Origin of the sequence: Bacillus sp. SIMBA_074 (assembly GCF_046534555.1) — a bacterium.
Classification (GTDB): domain Bacteria; phylum Bacillota; class Bacilli; order Bacillales; family Bacillaceae_G; genus Bacillus_A; species Bacillus_A mycoides.
Window position 1 is genome coordinate 41,723 of record NZ_JAWRYM010000012.1, and the last position, 15,730, is coordinate 57,452.

Below are 15,730 nucleotides of genomic sequence, written 5' to 3' on the forward strand. Positions count from 1 at the left end.
TAAAACGCTACCACGTGTTATACAATCATTTACAATATATAAGGGGTTTCTTGATACACATAATAATTCAGCCAATTAGAGAATAATAAATTCCCATGACTCCTCCACCTAACAAGTGGCTTCTCATCTGGATTATTATGTTTAAAATAATTTTTTGGCACATCAATATTTAACCCTCTTTGGCAGTCCCGTTCGTATTCTTGCTTTAACGTATCACAACTGTATTCACTATGTCCGAGTGCGAAAACTTGCCTTCCCTCTTGCCCAATAGCAAGATGAACACCTGCTTCTTCAGAATTGGCTAATAACGTTAATTCTTTCACCTTTTCAATATCACTCTCTCTTACTTCTGTATGACGAGAATGCGGAGCAAAAAACACTTCATCAAACCCTTGTAACAATTTCACATGTTGCTCGCGAACCTCATGTTCAAATACACCAAACATTTTTTCCGCAAGAGGATACTTCGGCACACCATAGTGATAATACAAACCTGCTTGTGCCCCCCAGCAAATATGAAGCGTAGATGTTACATTCGTTTTTGAATACTCCATAATACGTCCAAGCTCTTCCCAATAATCTACCTCTTCAAAAGAAAGAGTTTCAACTGGTGCTCCTGTAATAATGAGTCCATCAAATTTTTCATCCTCAATATCACGAAATGTTTTATAGAAGCTCGTTAAATGGTCCTGCGCTACATTGCGAGACAGATGCGATTCCATATGAAGTAAATGCACATCTAATTGCAACGGCGTATTTCCAATTAAACGAAGTAATTGCGCCTCTGTTTCTTGCTTTGTGGGCATTAAATTTAATATAGCAATTTTCAAAGCACGTATATCTTGTGTTACTGCTCGCTCCTTCGTCATTACAAAAATATTTTCCTTCTGCAATACTTTGCGAGCTGGTAAATCTTTATCAATTATGATCGGCATGTTGTTTGCCTCCGACTAGCGCCGCTTCTAAATCTGCAATAATATCAGAAACATCTTCTATACCGACCGATAAACGGATTAAATCAGATGTAACGCCAGCTAAACGCTGATTTTCTGCGCTTAATTGTCTGTGCGTCGTACTAGCAGGATGTATTACACAAGTTCTTGCATCAGCTACATGCGTTACAAGAGTTGCAAGCTTTACATTTGCGATAAATTCTTTCGCTGCTTCTAATCCGCCCTTAATACCAAATGTTAAAACTCCACTAGCACCTTTTTTCAAATACTTTTGTGCTAACGAGTAATTTTCATTACTATCTAATCCTGGATAATTCACCCATTCAATGCGATCATGATTGGCAAGCCACTTAGCAACTTCGAGAGCATTTTCACTATGACGCTCCATTCGTAAATGCAATGTTTCCAGGCCAATGTTGCTAATATATGCATTGAATGGGCTCATACAGTTTCCGTAGTCTCTTAATAACTGAACGCGTGCTTTCACAATATACGCTGCTGCTCCAAAATTTTGAACATAGCTTACGCCGTGATAACTCGGATCAGGTTCGACAAGCTCAGGGTATTTTCCATTTGTCCAATCGAAGTTCCCTCCATCTATTACAATGCCGCCTAGAGAACTTGCATGGCCATCAATATATTTCGTTGTAGAATGGACAATGATATTTGCCCCATGTTCAAACGCCTGGCATAAATAAGGCGTCGCTAATGTATTATCAACGATAAAAGGTACTTCTAATTCTTTTGCTGCTGCTGAAAGTTCTTTGAAATTCAAAACGTTCATTGCTGGATTTCCTAACGACTCTGCATAAACGAGTTTTGTCTTATCATTAGCAAGTGCCGCAATTTCATCTGCCGTTAAATTAGGATTAAAGAACGTAACATCTATGCCCAGCTTTCGCAAACTCACTCCAAATAAATTAAACGTTCCTCCGTAAACAGTTGAAGAACAAAGTAAATGGTCTCCACTACTGCAAATATTTAAAACCGCAAGCATAATGGCTGCCTGCCCAGAAGCTGTTGCAACAGCCCCTACACCGCCTTCTAAATCTGATAACTTCTGCTCAAATGCAGCTAGAGTAGGATTTCCAATACGCGTATATATATATCCTTCTGCCTCTAAATTAAATAGTGCTGCTAAATCATCTGACGTATCGTATTTATACGTTGTACTTTGATAAAGTGGCAAAACACGTGGCTCACCATTTTTTGGCGTATAGCCACCTTGCACACAAATCGTTCCTTTCCCCCATGATTCTCCCATCTCTCATTCTCCTTTCTTTTATCCCGCTATTTGCGGGCAGTAAGACTCCCACCTCCAAATTCGGCAAATGCGAGGAAGTTAGGTGGGAGATAACTGCCCGATTGATGAAGGCTAATAATTAGCGGGGGAGGGACAAAACCCCCACTAATTAAAGTTTCACTTTATCCAAAATAAAAAACTGCCCCTTCCCTGAAAACAAGAAAGGAGCAGTTTGAAAACACGCTCTAAGGCTCTTTCTTATCTCTCAGGATTATTACCTGCAGGATTTGGCACAATTCCGTTATACGGCTGTTGCCAAGGTTTCATCGGGCCTGTCCCTCCACCTTTTCTTGATAAGACTATGCAATTACCGTTGATTTTATAGCAATAATTTCCTGATGTCAAATGGTTTTTCTGAATGTTCTAAATTAAATGCGAGGAATTTAATATAAACAACAAAAGAAATATATTCCATATTCATTTGAAAAAGACCTTTTAAAAACTCCGATCAATATATAGAATTAAATAAGTGGTTTAACCGCGTTGGTTTCAAATTTTCATGAGATTTCAATATATTGAATAAGCCAAACCCTCAAAAAGATACTATATATATTCAATTCATTTCACACTAGCATATTTAATCCTTTCTACATGAAAATTTACATAACGGAGGTACAACATGACAAATAAAAAAGACATGCACTATATACTCGTCCTATATGGCATTCTTTTAGGCTCTATAGTAGGAGCTACAGTCTGGTTATTTTTAGTTACAATAAATATCGGAATTCACTTTATTTGGGGATACTTACCTACTATTTTCTCTTCTCCGCCTTATTACACCATTTGTGTAACAATCATCGGTGGTATCCTCGTTGGTTTAACACAAAAATACTTCGGTACATATCCACGTCTTATGCCCGAAGTGATGGCTGAATATAAAAAAACAGGTAGAATCGAATACAGTTTTGTACATAAAGCTACTTTAACTGCGATTATCGTTTTAATATTTGGAGCTAGTTTAGGCCCAGAAGCAGCACTTGTTGGAATTATCGGTGGACTTTGTACATGGGTAGGAGATCGCTTTAATTTTGCTTTAAAGGGAATGAATGAACTAACAGAGGTTGGAATTGGTGCTACTTTAAGTGTAATTTTTAATGCACCATTATTCGGTTTCTTAGCTCCGAATGAAAATGAGGGTGAACAAATTAATGAATTTTCGAAAGGAAAAAAAGCAATTGTATATTTAGCTACCACTTTTGCCGGTTTTTCCGTTTACTTATTGCTTAGTAAACTCGATAATCGTGGATCCTTTATTGTTGATTTTGGGGAAGGGTCTCTTGCTCTTAATGAATGGATCGCCTTTCTACCACTTGCTAGCATTGGTGCTATAGTTGGTTTCTTTTATTTCAAATTAGAATTCACATTAGAGAAATTAATCCACCCCTTCAAAGAATACAAGGTATCACTTGGAATTATAGGCGGTATTTTATTAGGAATTACAGGAACTTTTCTTCCTTACACGTTATTCTCAGGGGAACATCAATTAAAAGATTTAGTCGTTGAATGGAGCCATTTATCCTTCTGGGTACTACTTCTTTCAGGAATTTTAAAATTATGTATTACTGCCGTTTGTTTAAATACGGGTTGGCGCGGCGGACATATTTTCCCAATTATATTTGCTGGATCAAGTATCGGATACGCTATAGCTTCTATTCTACCCATAGATCCAATATCTTCTGTAGCCATCGTCACGACAGCTATTTCAAGCTATGCATTACGAAAACCAATAGCTATAACATTACTATTACTCATGTTTTTCCCGCTCAATTTATTATTACCGATGCTCGGGGCAGCAGCGATTGGGAATGCATTTCCGCTTCCTAAAAACAATGAAGCTACAAACTAATACATACAGGCAGTAGGGACAAAAGTTCCACTGCCTGTTTTTATCCCGCTATTTGCGAGCAGTAAGACTCTCACCTCAAAATCCGGCAAGTGCGAGGGAGTTGGGTGGGAGATAACTGCCCGATTGGTGAAGGCTAATAATCAGTGGGGGATGGCCAAAATCCACACTGATTAAAGTTTCACTTTATTACACATGCTGCTTTAATAGCGCGTATAACGCTTCAAAACTATGCACTTCATATGTTGGCACAATCTCGCTATTATTTGGTTTCTTTTCTGAATTAAACCAACAAGTATCAATTCCCGCTACATATCCACCTTTAATATCGGCACTTAACGAATCCCCAATAATGAGCCCTTCTTCAAAAGCGAAATTAGGAATCCTTTCAAAAACATAATCAAAATACTCTTCCATCGGCTTTTGGAATCCCGTATCTTCAGAAACAAAAATATCTTTAAACAATGAATGTAATCCTGCATTACGTAAACGTTTATCTTGCGTCTTAGAAATACCGTTTGTCACTATATATAAATCATACTCATTTTGAATTTGATTTATAAATTCAAATGCACCTTGCATGAGTTGGTTTCCTTCTTCTAAGTAGCTACGATAATTATTTTCGAATAATATCCCATCTACTTCTTCCCCGTACTCTTTAAACAAAATCGAAAATCGTGTATTTACGACTTCATCACGGTTTATTTCACCTTCTTCAAAAGCATCCCAAAGGCTTTTATTAATTTTTTTATACTGCGCTTCAACCTCGCTAGTTAAAGGAATCCCTTTCTCTTCAAAGAGCATACGTAACGCCACTTTCTCCGCCTTCTGAAAATCTAACAATGTATCATCTACATCAAATAGCAATGTTTTATATTTTTTCATAAACCCCTCACACTCTCTTTTCTACAAAAACAAATTTACATAAATCGTATCATTCTTCCTTGTAAAAATAATAGGAGATATCTCATACTACAAACAGGGGTGAAAATATGAAAATCAGTAAAAATGAGAAAGAAATTTATCAACACATGCAAATTCATCAATTCCATACTCTTTTTTCCTTTCATGTCTTACCATATGTAGAACTACATTCTTTTCAAAAGAAAGAGATGATATGTAAGGAGGGAGTCGACCTCCCTTATCTCTATTACTTAATTTCCGGGAAAGCAAAAATATATATGAGCCATAAAAATGGGAAAGTCTCTTTAATTAATTTTATTCAAGCACCTTCATTCATTGGGGAATTAGGATTAATTGGCGTAGAATCTGTTACGAAAGCGGTTGAGGTGATTGAAGATTGTATTTGCTTAGCGCTTCCTCTTAAAGATTGTCAGCATCTTTTATTGCAAGATGATACCTTTCTACAGAAACTATGCAAATTTATTGGAGAAAAAACAATTACCCGAACAGAAAATTACGCCAAAAACTATAGTTATCCATTTGAAAACCGATTAGCTGCGTTCATTCTATTAACGGAACAAAATAATTGCTATACCGAAAAACATACTGAGGCCTCAGAATACTTAAACGTCAGTTACCGCCATCTTTTATATGTATTAAACCAGTTTTGCCAGCAAAACTATTTAAAAAAAGAAGGCCGAACATATTATATACAAGATCGAAATCAATTAGAAAAACTTGCTGACGAGCTAAAAATATAAAAAACAGCATTAACATAAAAGTTAATGCTGTTTTTTTGAGTGGCGATTATAATTTTAATTAAAATTTGCTTGCTACTTTAGCTGCTTCTTCAAGACCTGCAGTAATGATTTCTTCTGCTTTATCTGGGAATTGGTTATGTCCCTCGATAATTACCGTTTCCATGTTTGTTGCGCCGAAGAAGCCCATCATGCTTGCTACATATTTTACAGCCATTTCCATTTCAGCTGCTGGTCCTTCAGAATATACGCCGCCACGTGCATTTAATAACGCAATCTTCTTATCTCCAATAAGCCCAACTGGACCTTCTGATGTATATTTAAACGTTTTACCAGCACGGTTTAAATAATCAATATACGTGTGTAATACGGCTGGAATCGTTAAGTTCCATAATGGGAAACCGAAAACTACTTTATCAGCTTCTAGAAATTGATTTAAATACTTATCAGCAACTGCTACCACTTTTGCTTCTTCTTCTGTTAAATCAAATCCTCTACCTGCTTTGAATGTACCATTAATCATATCTACGCCTACATATGGTAATTCTTCTTTATATAAATCAAGTTCTACCACTGTATCATTTGGATGCGCTTCTTTATAGTTTGCTAAAAATGCCTCGTATAATTTCACACTAACTGCTTGTTCCGCTGGGCGGTTGTTTGCTTTTACAAATAAAACTGTTGCCATTGTTTTTCCTCCTACTACTCACTCTTATGTTGTTATATATCACTTACGAAAAAGGGTACTCCCTTATAATTATTGTTGCTTACAAATACATTTTATCTTTATATCAAGACAATTACGTCCTCACATAGACGTATTTTTCCATAAAAAAAGTCCACCTTCTAAAGGCGAACTAGGTCTTACGACTTTTGTCTTATACAATTCCATTTTTCACTGCATATAATGCTGCTTGTGTGCGATCGGATAAATGTAACTTACTCAAAATACTACTCATATGAGCTTTTACCGTTTTTTCTGTAATAACTAAAACAGAAGCAATTTCTTTATTACTCATCCCTTTCGCCAATAACTGCAATACTTCATTTTCTCTCGCTGTTAATACATCCACTTGAACGGAAGGTTCTTCTTCTTTCTCTTCCTGTGGTAATGTTTGAGAAAGAAGGGCATTTGCTATATCTGGATGTAATTGAATATTACCTTTATACGCGCTTCGAATAGCTTCAACAAGCTGATCTGGTTCGATATCTTTTAAAATATAACCGCTCGCCCCAGCTTTTAGTGCCGGCAATACATGAGCTTGATCAGAAAAACTAGTCAATACAATTACTTTCACGTTTGGATATTCTTTTTTAATACAAGCTGTTGCCTCAATTCCATCCATCTCAGGCATATATAAATCCATTAATACGACATCTGGACTCGTTTCGCCTACTTTCACTAGCGCCTCTTTCCCATTATTTGCTTCACCAACTAATTCAAAATCTTCCTGTGTGCTTAGAAAAAATGCTAATCCTTTTAAAACAACTGTATGATCATCAACTAACAATACTTTTATTTTCACAAACTTCCCTCATTTTCACATCATAATGGTACATTTACTTTTATACTCGTTCGTTTCTTACTACTTACAATTTTAATTGTTCCACCAACTAATTCTACTCTTTCACGCATCGTAGTCATACCGAGTGATTTCTTCTCTTTTATATCCTTTTCTACAAACCCATTTCCTTGATCGACTATTTCTAATGATACATTTTTCTCCGTCACTTTGAAATAAATCGTCGCTTCTCTTACATCCGCATGCTTACTTACGTTATTTAAAGCTTCTTGTCCAATTCGCCATAGCGCTTCTTCTACTACACGCGGCAAATCACGTACACCTGTAACTTGTTCCCGGATTTTCAATCCTAAACTTTCACCATATTGCTTTAAAGCTGGTAATAACCCTTTCTCTAATCCAGCCGGACGGAGCTGCCAAATTAATGTCCTCATTTCTTTTAAGGCACCTTGTGCTAATTCACGCATCTCATACAAAGACTGATCTACCTTTTCATTTTGACCCTTTAAGACAGCTTCAGCGCCTTTCGTCATAAACGTTAATGAAAACAACTTTTGTGAAACAGAATCATGTAAATCTCTAGCTAAACGATTACGCTCTTCCATTCGTACAAGTTCGCGGCGTTTTTCATTTAATCTTAAGTTCTCTATCATTAATGAAATATGATTTGCTAACGCTTGTACTACATCTATCGTATTTATATCAAATTCTCCATTATTAGAACTTACACTTAATACTCCAAATATATGATCTTGAATATGTATCGGAATAGCGATAACTGTCCTATTGGGATGCTCTATATTACCAACCTGACGCTTCGATAAGACAGACTCTTCTTTTTCCAACGCTTCCTGTGCTACTGCCCTCAAATCATCTTGTAGTTCACCTTTCTTATAAGAAGCTCTCACAGCTAGTTCATTTTCTTCTCTAATAAAGAATACAACTTGCTCCCATAGAAATAAGCTCCCTATTTGCATTACAATCTCTTCTGGTAATGCATTAAATTTATGAATTGTCCTTAAAGCTTGAATAAAGCGTTCTAACTTTACATAATAATGAGCTCTTCTCTTTTCATTTTCATACAGTTTTGTACGCTTTAATGCCGTTCCAATTTGAAAGGCAACTGATTGTAATAGTACTAATTCTTCTTCCGAAAAATGCGTTTTACCTGGGCTAGCTACATTTAACACGCCAAATTCATCTTCTCCCGCTTTTAGCGGTACTGTCGCATGATGTACAATCCCTTCTGTATCTCCCCAGTTGTATTCAATCGCATTATTAATTCTCTTACATTCAATAATATTAACTGCTCGCTCTAGTTTTCCTTCCACAAAGCGGTGTAAGCACCAGCAATTCCCCTCACACATCGGTCGTTTATTTTCGAATTTCAATCCCTCTGGTAATTGGTAATCAATTAATTTTGTATATCTACCATTTTCATCCGCAAGGAAAATCCATCCTGTCGTTAAACCAGTTACATTCAACAGCTTTTCCAGCACAGCTTGAAGTACGTGATATGTATCATTTGAGGTATTCAACGTTTCTGCAATCTCTTTTAATATAACTAATTCATTTGTACGATTCTCTTGAAACATAATTCGTCTCCTACATACAAGATTTTAAATAGTACTTAACATAAATCATCTACTTTTCACTTTGTACTTATTCGTAACATTGATATAATGGTGAAAACATAGTTTTCATTATATCACTTGAGGGGGCTTTCATAATGACATTGAATAAGGCACTTACTATCGCTGGTTCTGACACAAGTGGCGGTGCTGGTATACAAGCAGATTTAAAAACATTCCAAGAACTTGGTGTATACGGAATGACATCTCTTACGACAATCGTAACGATGGATCCACATAACGGTTGGGCACATAACGTATTCCCAATCCCAGCTTCTACATTAAAACCACAATTAGAAACGACAATTGAAGGCGTTGGCGTAGATGCTTTAAAAACGGGTATGCTTGGATCAGTAGAAATTATCGAAATGGTTGCGGAAACAATTGAAAAGCACAATTTCGAAAATGTAGTAGTTGATCCTGTTATGGTATGTAAAGGAGCGGATGAAGCGTTACATCCTGAAACAAATGACTGCTTACGTGACGTTCTTGTTCCAAAGGCATTAGTCGTAACGCCAAACTTATTTGAAGCATATCAATTAAGTGGTGTGAAAATTAATTCTCTTGAGGACATGAAAGAAGCTGCAAAAAAAATCCATGCTTTAGGCGCTAAATACGTACTGATTAAAGGTGGTAGCAAACTAGGCACAGAAACTGCTATTGATGTGTTATATGACGGCGAAACATTCGATCTTCTAGAATCAGAAAAGATTGATACGACAAATACACACGGTGCAGGTTGTACATATTCTGCTGCAATTACAGCAGAACTTGCAAAAGGAAAAACGGTGAAAGAAGCAGTAAAAACTGCGAAAGAATTCATCACAGCTGCAATTCGTCATTCATTTAAGATTAACGAATATGTAGGACCAACACATCACGGTGCATACCGCAAATTCGTTGCACCGAAAGAACTTGTCTAACATAACGCTTTTTATTAATAAATTTAAAAATAGATTAAAACCCACAGAACATTTATTGTTCTGTGGGTTTTAATTACTTTACAGAAATCTTTTAAAGTACTCCCCGAATTCCTATGATGCTGAACTAACCTTGTTTCTACCATTTCTTTTTGAATAATATAACGCATCATCCGCTGATTGAATAAATTGCTCAGGCGATTTTTTATATTCTGAAAGCCCAACAGAAACTGTAATTTTAATTTTTTCCCCATTTTGCAGTTGAAATGAATGCTTTTCAACTGCTAGCCGAATTTGTTCCCCTATACGAGTTCCAAATGCTACTCTCTTTTTTGGTAACAACAGAGCAAACTCTTCGCCACCCTTTCGAAAGACTAAATTTGGGAATGGTGCATTCTCTAACAAAATACGCCCTAGTTGTTTTAACACTTCATCTCCAGCAGGATGACCGTACGTATCATTTACATACTTAAAGTGATCAATATCGATAAGTAATAAACAAAGTGAATCATTTTTCATATGCTTACTATCAATATGACGATTCATCTCAAAATCAAACTGTCTTACATTTCCTAGATTCGTTAATGCATCTATCGTTGCATAATGCTTCATCGTTTGAAATAATTCATTGGATTGCAATATGTAACTTGCACTTACAAATGTGATGTATGCCGCTACAATACAACAAATTAAATATAATACCACTACATATATATCCTTAAATAAAATATAAAGTGGTAGTATTAAAATAGACAAACTGTACACATTAAACCATATCCATTTTGTAAATATAGAAATCTTCATCCGCCAAATGAGAGTAATGCCAATCCCTATTGCCACGATAGTATAGCAAGCCAATTCAGAGGCTAAAGAATACTCAGTAAAAAATACCCGCGTTATTAAAATAATCATAACAGTTATAATACTAGCTATTGGGCCACCAATTATAATTGCCAAAACAACAGCTAAATAACGTAAATCCAACATAATATCTTCAATATGCACACCAAAATGCATCAACAATATACTCAATATTCCAGTTGAAATACCGACCAAACATTTCTGCCAAAAAGAGAATCCTTCTTTTAATGGCTTATCTCTTAAAAGCTGAGCACCCACAAAGATAAAGGACAGAATAATTGTCATATTTACAAATAGATCTCTGAACATAAAATAATCTCCCTACTTTTTCTTTTCCATCTATCCCTTTCTATATGCTATTGTATTACGTAATCCCTATAATTCCCAATCTTTTTTGTTTTACTGTTCCACGTGGAACAGTAAAACAAAAAAGGAGACGAAATTTCGTCTCCTCCATTAACAACATCGCGATATCTTTCCGCCTTTTGCATTAAATCTAGCTTCTTGTGCCTCAGCAAAAAATTGCTTTTGACATAGAATTTTCTCTTCTGGATGATGTAATTTCATGTGATTTACATACGTTTCATAACTTGGAACTCCGACAAGTAAACTAATAAATTGCTTTCTCTTTCCCCATACGTTCCGTAAATTTTTAAGCATAGTTCCTCGACTCACTTTCATCTTTTGGAATATATGGTGCCTCTTTTAACGGCATTGGCTTATTTCTTAATACTTGAATCCAAATTCGAAGTGCAGAAATTAATACAGCAATTACAACTATCATAAAAATTCCACAAAGTGCCGCATCAATATAGTCATTAAAAATAATTTGTTTCATTTGCGCAACATTTTTAGCTGGAGCTAATACCTTACCATCATCTAATGCTCCCTGAAATACTTTCGCATGTGATAGAAATCCTATTTTAGGATTTTCATGAAACAACTTTTGATAACCAGCTGTCATCGTTACAATAAGTAATCCTATAGTCGGAATAAGCGTTACCCAAACGTATGCCTTTTTCCCCATTTTGAATAAAATTGTCGTTCCAAGTAATAATGCAATCCCCGCTAACATTTGATTTGCAATACCGAAAAGTGGCCATAGCGTATTAATTCCACCGAGAGGGTCAACCACCCCTTGATATAAGAAGTACCCCCAGCCTAGTACGCATAACGTTGTAGCAACCACATTCGCTATTGTGGAATCTGTTTTCGCAAACGGCTTGTACACATGCCCTAAAATATCTTGAATCATAAATCGTCCTACACGTGTTCCAGCATCAATCGTTGTTAAAATAAATAGTGCTTCAAAAAGAATGGCAAAATGGTACCAAAATGCCATCATCGCCGTTCCACCTATTACTTGTGAAAATATATGTGCCATACCAATTGCTAATGTTGGTGCGCCACCTGTACGTGATAAAATGGTCTGTTCTCCGACGTTAACAGCAAGTTCTTTTAATTCATTCGGTGTAATAGCAAATCCCCACGAAGAAATAACTTGAACCGCTTGTGATACATCTGTTCCGATCAGTGCTGCTGGACTATTAATTGCAAAATAAGTTCCTGGTGTTAATACACAAGCTGCAATCATAGCCATCGCTGCTACAAATGATTCCATTAACATTGCCCCATAACCAACTGGCTGTGCATGACCTTCTTGCTCAATCATTTTCGGCGTCGTACCTGATGAAACGAGAGCGTGGAATCCAGAGACAGCACCGCAAGCTATTGTAATAAATAAGAACGGAAATAAGTTCCCGGAGAAAACAGGACCTGTTCCATCAATAAACTTAGATACTGCCGGCATCTTCAAATCTGGAGCTACAATTAAAATACCAATTGCTAATCCAAGTATCGTTCCTATTTTTAAAAATGTACTTAAATAATCACGTGGTGCAAGGAGCATCCAAACTGGTAATGCCGATGCAATGAATCCATATACGATAAGCATAATAGCAATTGTTTCACCACTAAAAGTAAACATACTTGCAAGTGTTGGATTTTCTGCTACATACTGTCCACCAATAAGCGATAGGACTAGTAGAACAATACCGATTACTGATCCTTCCCCTACTCGCCCTGGTCTAATGTAACGCATGTAAACTCCCATTAAAATAGCAATTGGAATTGTTGCTGCGATTGTAAACATTCCCCATGGGCTTCCAACAAGTGCCTTCACAACTACTAAAGCTAATACTGCTAATAAAATTATCATAATACCTAAAATACCAATCATCGCAATTAATCCTGTAACAGGACCAATTTCATCTTTAATCATTTCTCCTAATGATTTACCATTACGTCTCATTGAAGCAAATAAAATTACAAAATCTTGTACAGCTCCGGCAATAACTACCCCAACAATAATCCAAATAGTCCCAGGTAAATACCCCATCTGCGCCGCCAAAATTGGTCCTACTAAAGGACCTGCCCCTGCAATCGCAGCGAAGTGATGTCCGAATAAAACCCATTTATTTGTTGGAACATAATCCTTCCCATCATTTAACGTATGAGCAGGCGTTTGCCTATTATTATCTAGGCCAAAAACTTTCCTTGCTATAAATCTACTATAAAAGCGATAAGCAATCGCATACACTGATACAGCAGCAACTAATAGCCATACAGCATTAATTGTCTCACCTTGTGATAAAGCTATTACACCAAAAGCAGATGCTCCTACTGCTGCAATAACTCCCCAAAGTAAAATTGATTTCAATGTTTTCACGTACAATCCCCCCATTACTACTTCTTAGAGGAGATTGTACTAAATTTTCTGAATATTTAATTTGAATCCTCCTTATCATGAAGGATTTCTAGGCTATTATGTTAAAATTCTCTCATTACTTGTCATAGTTCAATTTTATTTCGAAGCCGTTTTACATAATTACGGCTTACTGGAATCGGTTGCTCATCGTACCTGTCTAAATGCAAATTATACGTGCCATTATAATAAGGTTTAAGTTCTTGTACATATGACATATTAATTAAATAGCTTTTATGTACACGTAAAAAATCATATGCATTTAGTTTATTTTCTAATTCCTGGAGTGTGTATGTTGAAATATGCTGATTATTCGTTGTATAAATTGAAACGGTTTTATTTTCCTTATTTTTACTAATATATACAATATCCTCCGGGAGAATATATCTAATCCCCTCATGGCCTTCTATCGGCAGTTTACGCAGATGACTCTTTGCTTTCTCACCTTGTTCTTTTCCTATTTTATATAAAATGAATTGTAAATCTTCTTCACGAAATGGTCGTAATAAATAATAAAACGCTTGGAAACGAAAAGCTGTAATTGCCTCTTCTATATCCTCACCAATAAAAATAAATTTCGTATAACAATTCACTTCTCGTAACAAACTCGAATATTCAAAACCAGTACCATCCATTAATTGCGAATTTAAAAAAACAAAATCAGGTGTATGTTTTTTCATTATTAGCAAAGATTCTGTTCCAGTTTTCGCTTCAAAACATTCTACATTTCGAATGTTTTCAGTAAAGTTCTCAACTAATTTTCTTCGCTCTTCTGTTTCTTCCATGATAAGTAAGATTTTCATTTATCCAGCCACCTAATTCCTTTGTCCATATGTCTTGTTGTATACATTCGCTTTAGTAAGAAATATTCCCTTTTTCTTACTATACCATTATTTATCTAAAAAAACAGAAAAAAGGAAACCACTTTGGTTCCCCTTTTCTTTTATCCCGATTGATGCGGGCTAATAATCAGTGGTTGATGGACAAAACACCACTGATTAAGGTTTCTCTTTATACTAATTCCCTCTGTTTCGTTTCTTGGCCAAGTATAACTACAGCAAGTGCCCCAATTAAAATTGATCCACAGAAAATCGTAAATATTAGCGATAGTGAAGCTTGTGAAGCAACTAAATACCCTACTAATAGTGGTCCAAGAATACCACCAATACGCCCAAATGCAGCTGCCATTCCTGCACCTGTACCGCGAATAGTTGTTGGATACTGTTCCGGTGTATAAGCGTATAATGCACCCCAAGCACCTAAATTAAAGAAGGATAGTAACATACCCGCCACTATTAATGCTGTTAATGAATCCGCAATTCCGAACACATAAGCACTACATGCTGTACCAATTAAATACGTAACCAATACAAATTTACGACCAAGACGTTCAATAAACCATGCAGCTGTGAAATATCCTGGAAGTTGAGCTAAAGTCATAATGAGTACGTACTGAAAACTTTTTATTAAACTAAAGCCTTTCAGTACCATTACACTAGGTAACCAAAGGAACATTCCATAATAGGAAAAGACCACACAAAACCATAGAATCCATAACATAATTGTTGCTTTACGATATTCTCCAGACCAAACCGATTTTATATTTTCAATAACAGATGGCCTTTTGGCAACCTTTTGGAATCTTGGAGAATCGGGTAAATTCCATCTTAAATATAAAGCATATAACGCTGGAACTGCACTTAATACCATAGCAACTTCCCAACCGTATTTAGGAATAACAAAATATGAGATAAGAGCTGCGATTAACCAACCACCAGCCCAAAAGCTTTCTAATAGTACAACTATTTTTCCACGTTCGTGCGCTTCAACACTTTCTGATACAAGAGTAGATGCAACTGGAAGTTCCCCGCCAAGTCCCATACCAATTAAAAAGCGTAAAACGAGGAACATCGCGAATGTCGTCGTTAAAGCAGTTAAACCACTACCGATAGAAAATAGTAATAATGTAATAATAAAGACCGATTTCCGTCCTATTTTATCTGATAGTATCCCAAAAAGGAGCGCTCCTACTGCCATACCAATTGAATTAACGCTACCTATCCAACCCATTTCTTGAGTACTTAATCCCCAATCTTTTTGGAGTGCTACGATTACAAATGAAAGCATTCCAACATCCATTGCATCAAATAGCCAGCCAAGCCCTGCTATACCAAGTAGCTTTCGCTTCGAAATTTCTTTTACCTTGCTCACAAGAAGTCCTCCTTACACAGGTGTCTTTACACATCATTTTACATGTGTGTATTGCAT

At 36.1% G+C, this 15,730-nt stretch carries 14 protein-coding genes and 1 riboswitch; of the genes, 3 read left to right on the plus strand and 11 right to left on the minus strand.

Translation table 11 applies throughout. From position 1 onward, the window contains the following. Positions 1-29 precede the first annotated feature (29 nt). Together metA and SB773_RS15010 are read right to left on the minus strand one after the other, a co-directional pair. Positions 30-935, minus strand: a complete 906-nt coding sequence (gene metA, locus SB773_RS15005; protein ID WP_002143920.1) for a homoserine O-acetyltransferase MetA — start codon at positions 933-935, stop codon at positions 30-32. After that, positions 919-2,217 (minus strand): bifunctional O-acetylhomoserine aminocarboxypropyltransferase/cysteine synthase, encoded by a 1,299-nt coding sequence (locus tag SB773_RS15010; protein ID WP_002068601.1) that lies wholly within the window; start codon positions 2,215-2,217, stop codon positions 919-921. The genes metA and SB773_RS15010 overlap by 17 nt, the downstream gene beginning before the upstream one ends. A gap of 234 nt (positions 2,218-2,451) precedes the next feature. Beyond that, a riboswitch (SAM riboswitch) is annotated at positions 2,452-2,556 on the minus strand. Between the two features lie 319 nt (positions 2,557-2,875). On the opposite strand from SB773_RS15010, the gene SB773_RS15015 reads away from it, so the two are divergent. Continuing rightward, complete coding sequence (locus tag SB773_RS15015) at positions 2,876-4,105, plus strand: chloride channel protein (protein WP_113733712.1); 1,230 nt, start codon at positions 2,876-2,878, stop codon at positions 4,103-4,105. A 186-nt stretch (positions 4,106-4,291) separates the two neighbouring features. Here SB773_RS15015 and SB773_RS15020 read toward each other — a convergent pair whose 3' ends face one another. Then, positions 4,292-4,987, minus strand: a complete 696-nt coding sequence (locus tag SB773_RS15020) for a YjjG family noncanonical pyrimidine nucleotidase (protein WP_044438384.1) — start codon at positions 4,985-4,987, stop codon at positions 4,292-4,294. Positions 4,988-5,094: 107 nt separating this feature from the next. Here SB773_RS15020 and SB773_RS15025 point away from each other — a divergent pair, with 107 nt between their 5' ends. Next, positions 5,095-5,766 carry a transcriptional regulator YeiL gene (locus tag SB773_RS15025; RefSeq protein WP_410590653.1) on the plus strand — a complete coding sequence of 224 codons (672 nt, stop codon included), beginning with the start codon at positions 5,095-5,097 and terminating at the stop codon, positions 5,764-5,766. 58 nt (positions 5,767-5,824) lie between these two features. Here the strand turns inward: SB773_RS15025 and SB773_RS15030 are convergent, their stop codons facing one another. From SB773_RS15030 to SB773_RS15040, 3 genes are all read right to left on the minus strand, one after another. Beyond that, positions 5,825-6,451: an FMN-dependent NADH-azoreductase gene (locus tag SB773_RS15030; protein ID WP_410590655.1), complete on the minus strand. Its 627-nt coding sequence runs from the start codon at positions 6,449-6,451 to the stop codon at positions 5,825-5,827. Between the two features lie 190 nt (positions 6,452-6,641). Further along, on the minus strand, positions 6,642-7,289 hold the full coding sequence (locus tag SB773_RS15035; RefSeq protein ID WP_002016393.1) for a response regulator: 648 nt from the start codon (positions 7,287-7,289) through the stop codon (positions 6,642-6,644). Between the two features lie 20 nt (positions 7,290-7,309). Continuing rightward, complete coding sequence (locus tag SB773_RS15040) at positions 7,310-8,881, minus strand: GAF domain-containing sensor histidine kinase (RefSeq protein ID WP_113733711.1); 1,572 nt, start codon at positions 8,879-8,881, stop codon at positions 7,310-7,312. A 134-nt stretch (positions 8,882-9,015) separates the two neighbouring features. Between SB773_RS15040 and pdxK the strand changes: the two genes are divergently transcribed. Then, positions 9,016-9,840 carry a pyridoxine/pyridoxal/pyridoxamine kinase gene (gene pdxK, locus SB773_RS15045; RefSeq protein WP_002016397.1) on the plus strand — a complete coding sequence of 275 codons (825 nt, stop codon included), beginning with the start codon at positions 9,016-9,018 and terminating at the stop codon, positions 9,838-9,840. A 111-nt stretch (positions 9,841-9,951) separates the two neighbouring features. On the opposite strand, the gene SB773_RS15050 is transcribed toward pdxK, so the two are convergent. The 5 genes from SB773_RS15050 to SB773_RS15070 form a co-directional block, all read right to left on the minus strand. Continuing rightward, positions 9,952-11,007 (minus strand): diguanylate cyclase, encoded by a 1,056-nt coding sequence (locus SB773_RS15050; RefSeq protein WP_113733710.1) that lies wholly within the window; start codon positions 11,005-11,007, stop codon positions 9,952-9,954. Between the two features lie 147 nt (positions 11,008-11,154). Further along, positions 11,155-11,358, minus strand: coding sequence for a YbdD/YjiX family protein (locus tag SB773_RS15055; protein ID WP_002184484.1), 204 nt, complete (start codon positions 11,356-11,358; stop codon positions 11,155-11,157). Continuing rightward, positions 11,351-13,426 (minus strand): carbon starvation protein CstA, encoded by a 2,076-nt coding sequence (gene cstA, locus SB773_RS15060; RefSeq protein WP_410590659.1) that lies wholly within the window; start codon positions 13,424-13,426, stop codon positions 11,351-11,353. Before cstA ends, SB773_RS15055 begins: the two co-directional genes overlap by 8 nt. Before the next feature lie 122 nt (positions 13,427-13,548). Continuing rightward, the gene (locus SB773_RS15065; RefSeq protein WP_410590661.1) at positions 13,549-14,265 is read right to left on the minus strand and encodes a LytR/AlgR family response regulator transcription factor; all 717 of its coding nucleotides are present in this window, start codon (positions 14,263-14,265) and stop codon (positions 13,549-13,551) included. Positions 14,266-14,473: 208 nt separating this feature from the next. After that, on the minus strand, positions 14,474-15,673 hold the full coding sequence (locus tag SB773_RS15070) for an MFS transporter (protein ID WP_002016404.1): 1,200 nt from the start codon (positions 15,671-15,673) through the stop codon (positions 14,474-14,476). Between the last annotated feature and the right edge of the window lie 57 nt (positions 15,674-15,730).

Excerpts from the sequence above, each read along its gene's own strand:
- pdxK (WP_002016397.1), top strand. The coding sequence starts at position 9,016 with ATGACATTGAATAAGGCACTTACTATCGCTGGTTCTGACACAAGTGGC.
- SB773_RS15055 (WP_002184484.1), bottom strand. The coding sequence starts at position 11,358 with ATGCTTAAAAATTTACGGAACGTATGGGGAAAGAGAAAGCAATTTATT.
- SB773_RS15025 (WP_410590653.1), top strand. The coding sequence starts at position 5,095 with ATGAAAATCAGTAAAAATGAGAAAGAAATTTATCAACACATGCAAATT.
- SB773_RS15015 (WP_113733712.1), top strand. The coding sequence starts at position 2,876 with ATGACAAATAAAAAAGACATGCACTATATACTCGTCCTATATGGCATT.
- SB773_RS15020 (WP_044438384.1), bottom strand. The coding sequence starts at position 4,987 with ATGAAAAAATATAAAACATTGCTATTTGATGTAGATGATACATTGTTA.
- SB773_RS15040 (WP_113733711.1), bottom strand. The coding sequence starts at position 8,881 with ATGTTTCAAGAGAATCGTACAAATGAATTAGTTATATTAAAAGAGATT.
- SB773_RS15050 (WP_113733710.1), bottom strand. The coding sequence starts at position 11,007 with ATGTTCAGAGATCTATTTGTAAATATGACAATTATTCTGTCCTTTATC.
- metA (WP_002143920.1), bottom strand. The coding sequence starts at position 935 with ATGCCGATCATAATTGATAAAGATTTACCAGCTCGCAAAGTATTGCAG.
- SB773_RS15065 (WP_410590661.1), bottom strand. The coding sequence starts at position 14,265 with ATGAAAATCTTACTTATCATGGAAGAAACAGAAGAGCGAAGAAAATTA.
- SB773_RS15010 (WP_002068601.1), bottom strand. The coding sequence starts at position 2,217 with ATGGGAGAATCATGGGGGAAAGGAACGATTTGTGTGCAAGGTGGCTAT.
- SB773_RS15030 (WP_410590655.1), bottom strand. The coding sequence starts at position 6,451 with ATGGCAACAGTTTTATTTGTAAAAGCAAACAACCGCCCAGCGGAACAA.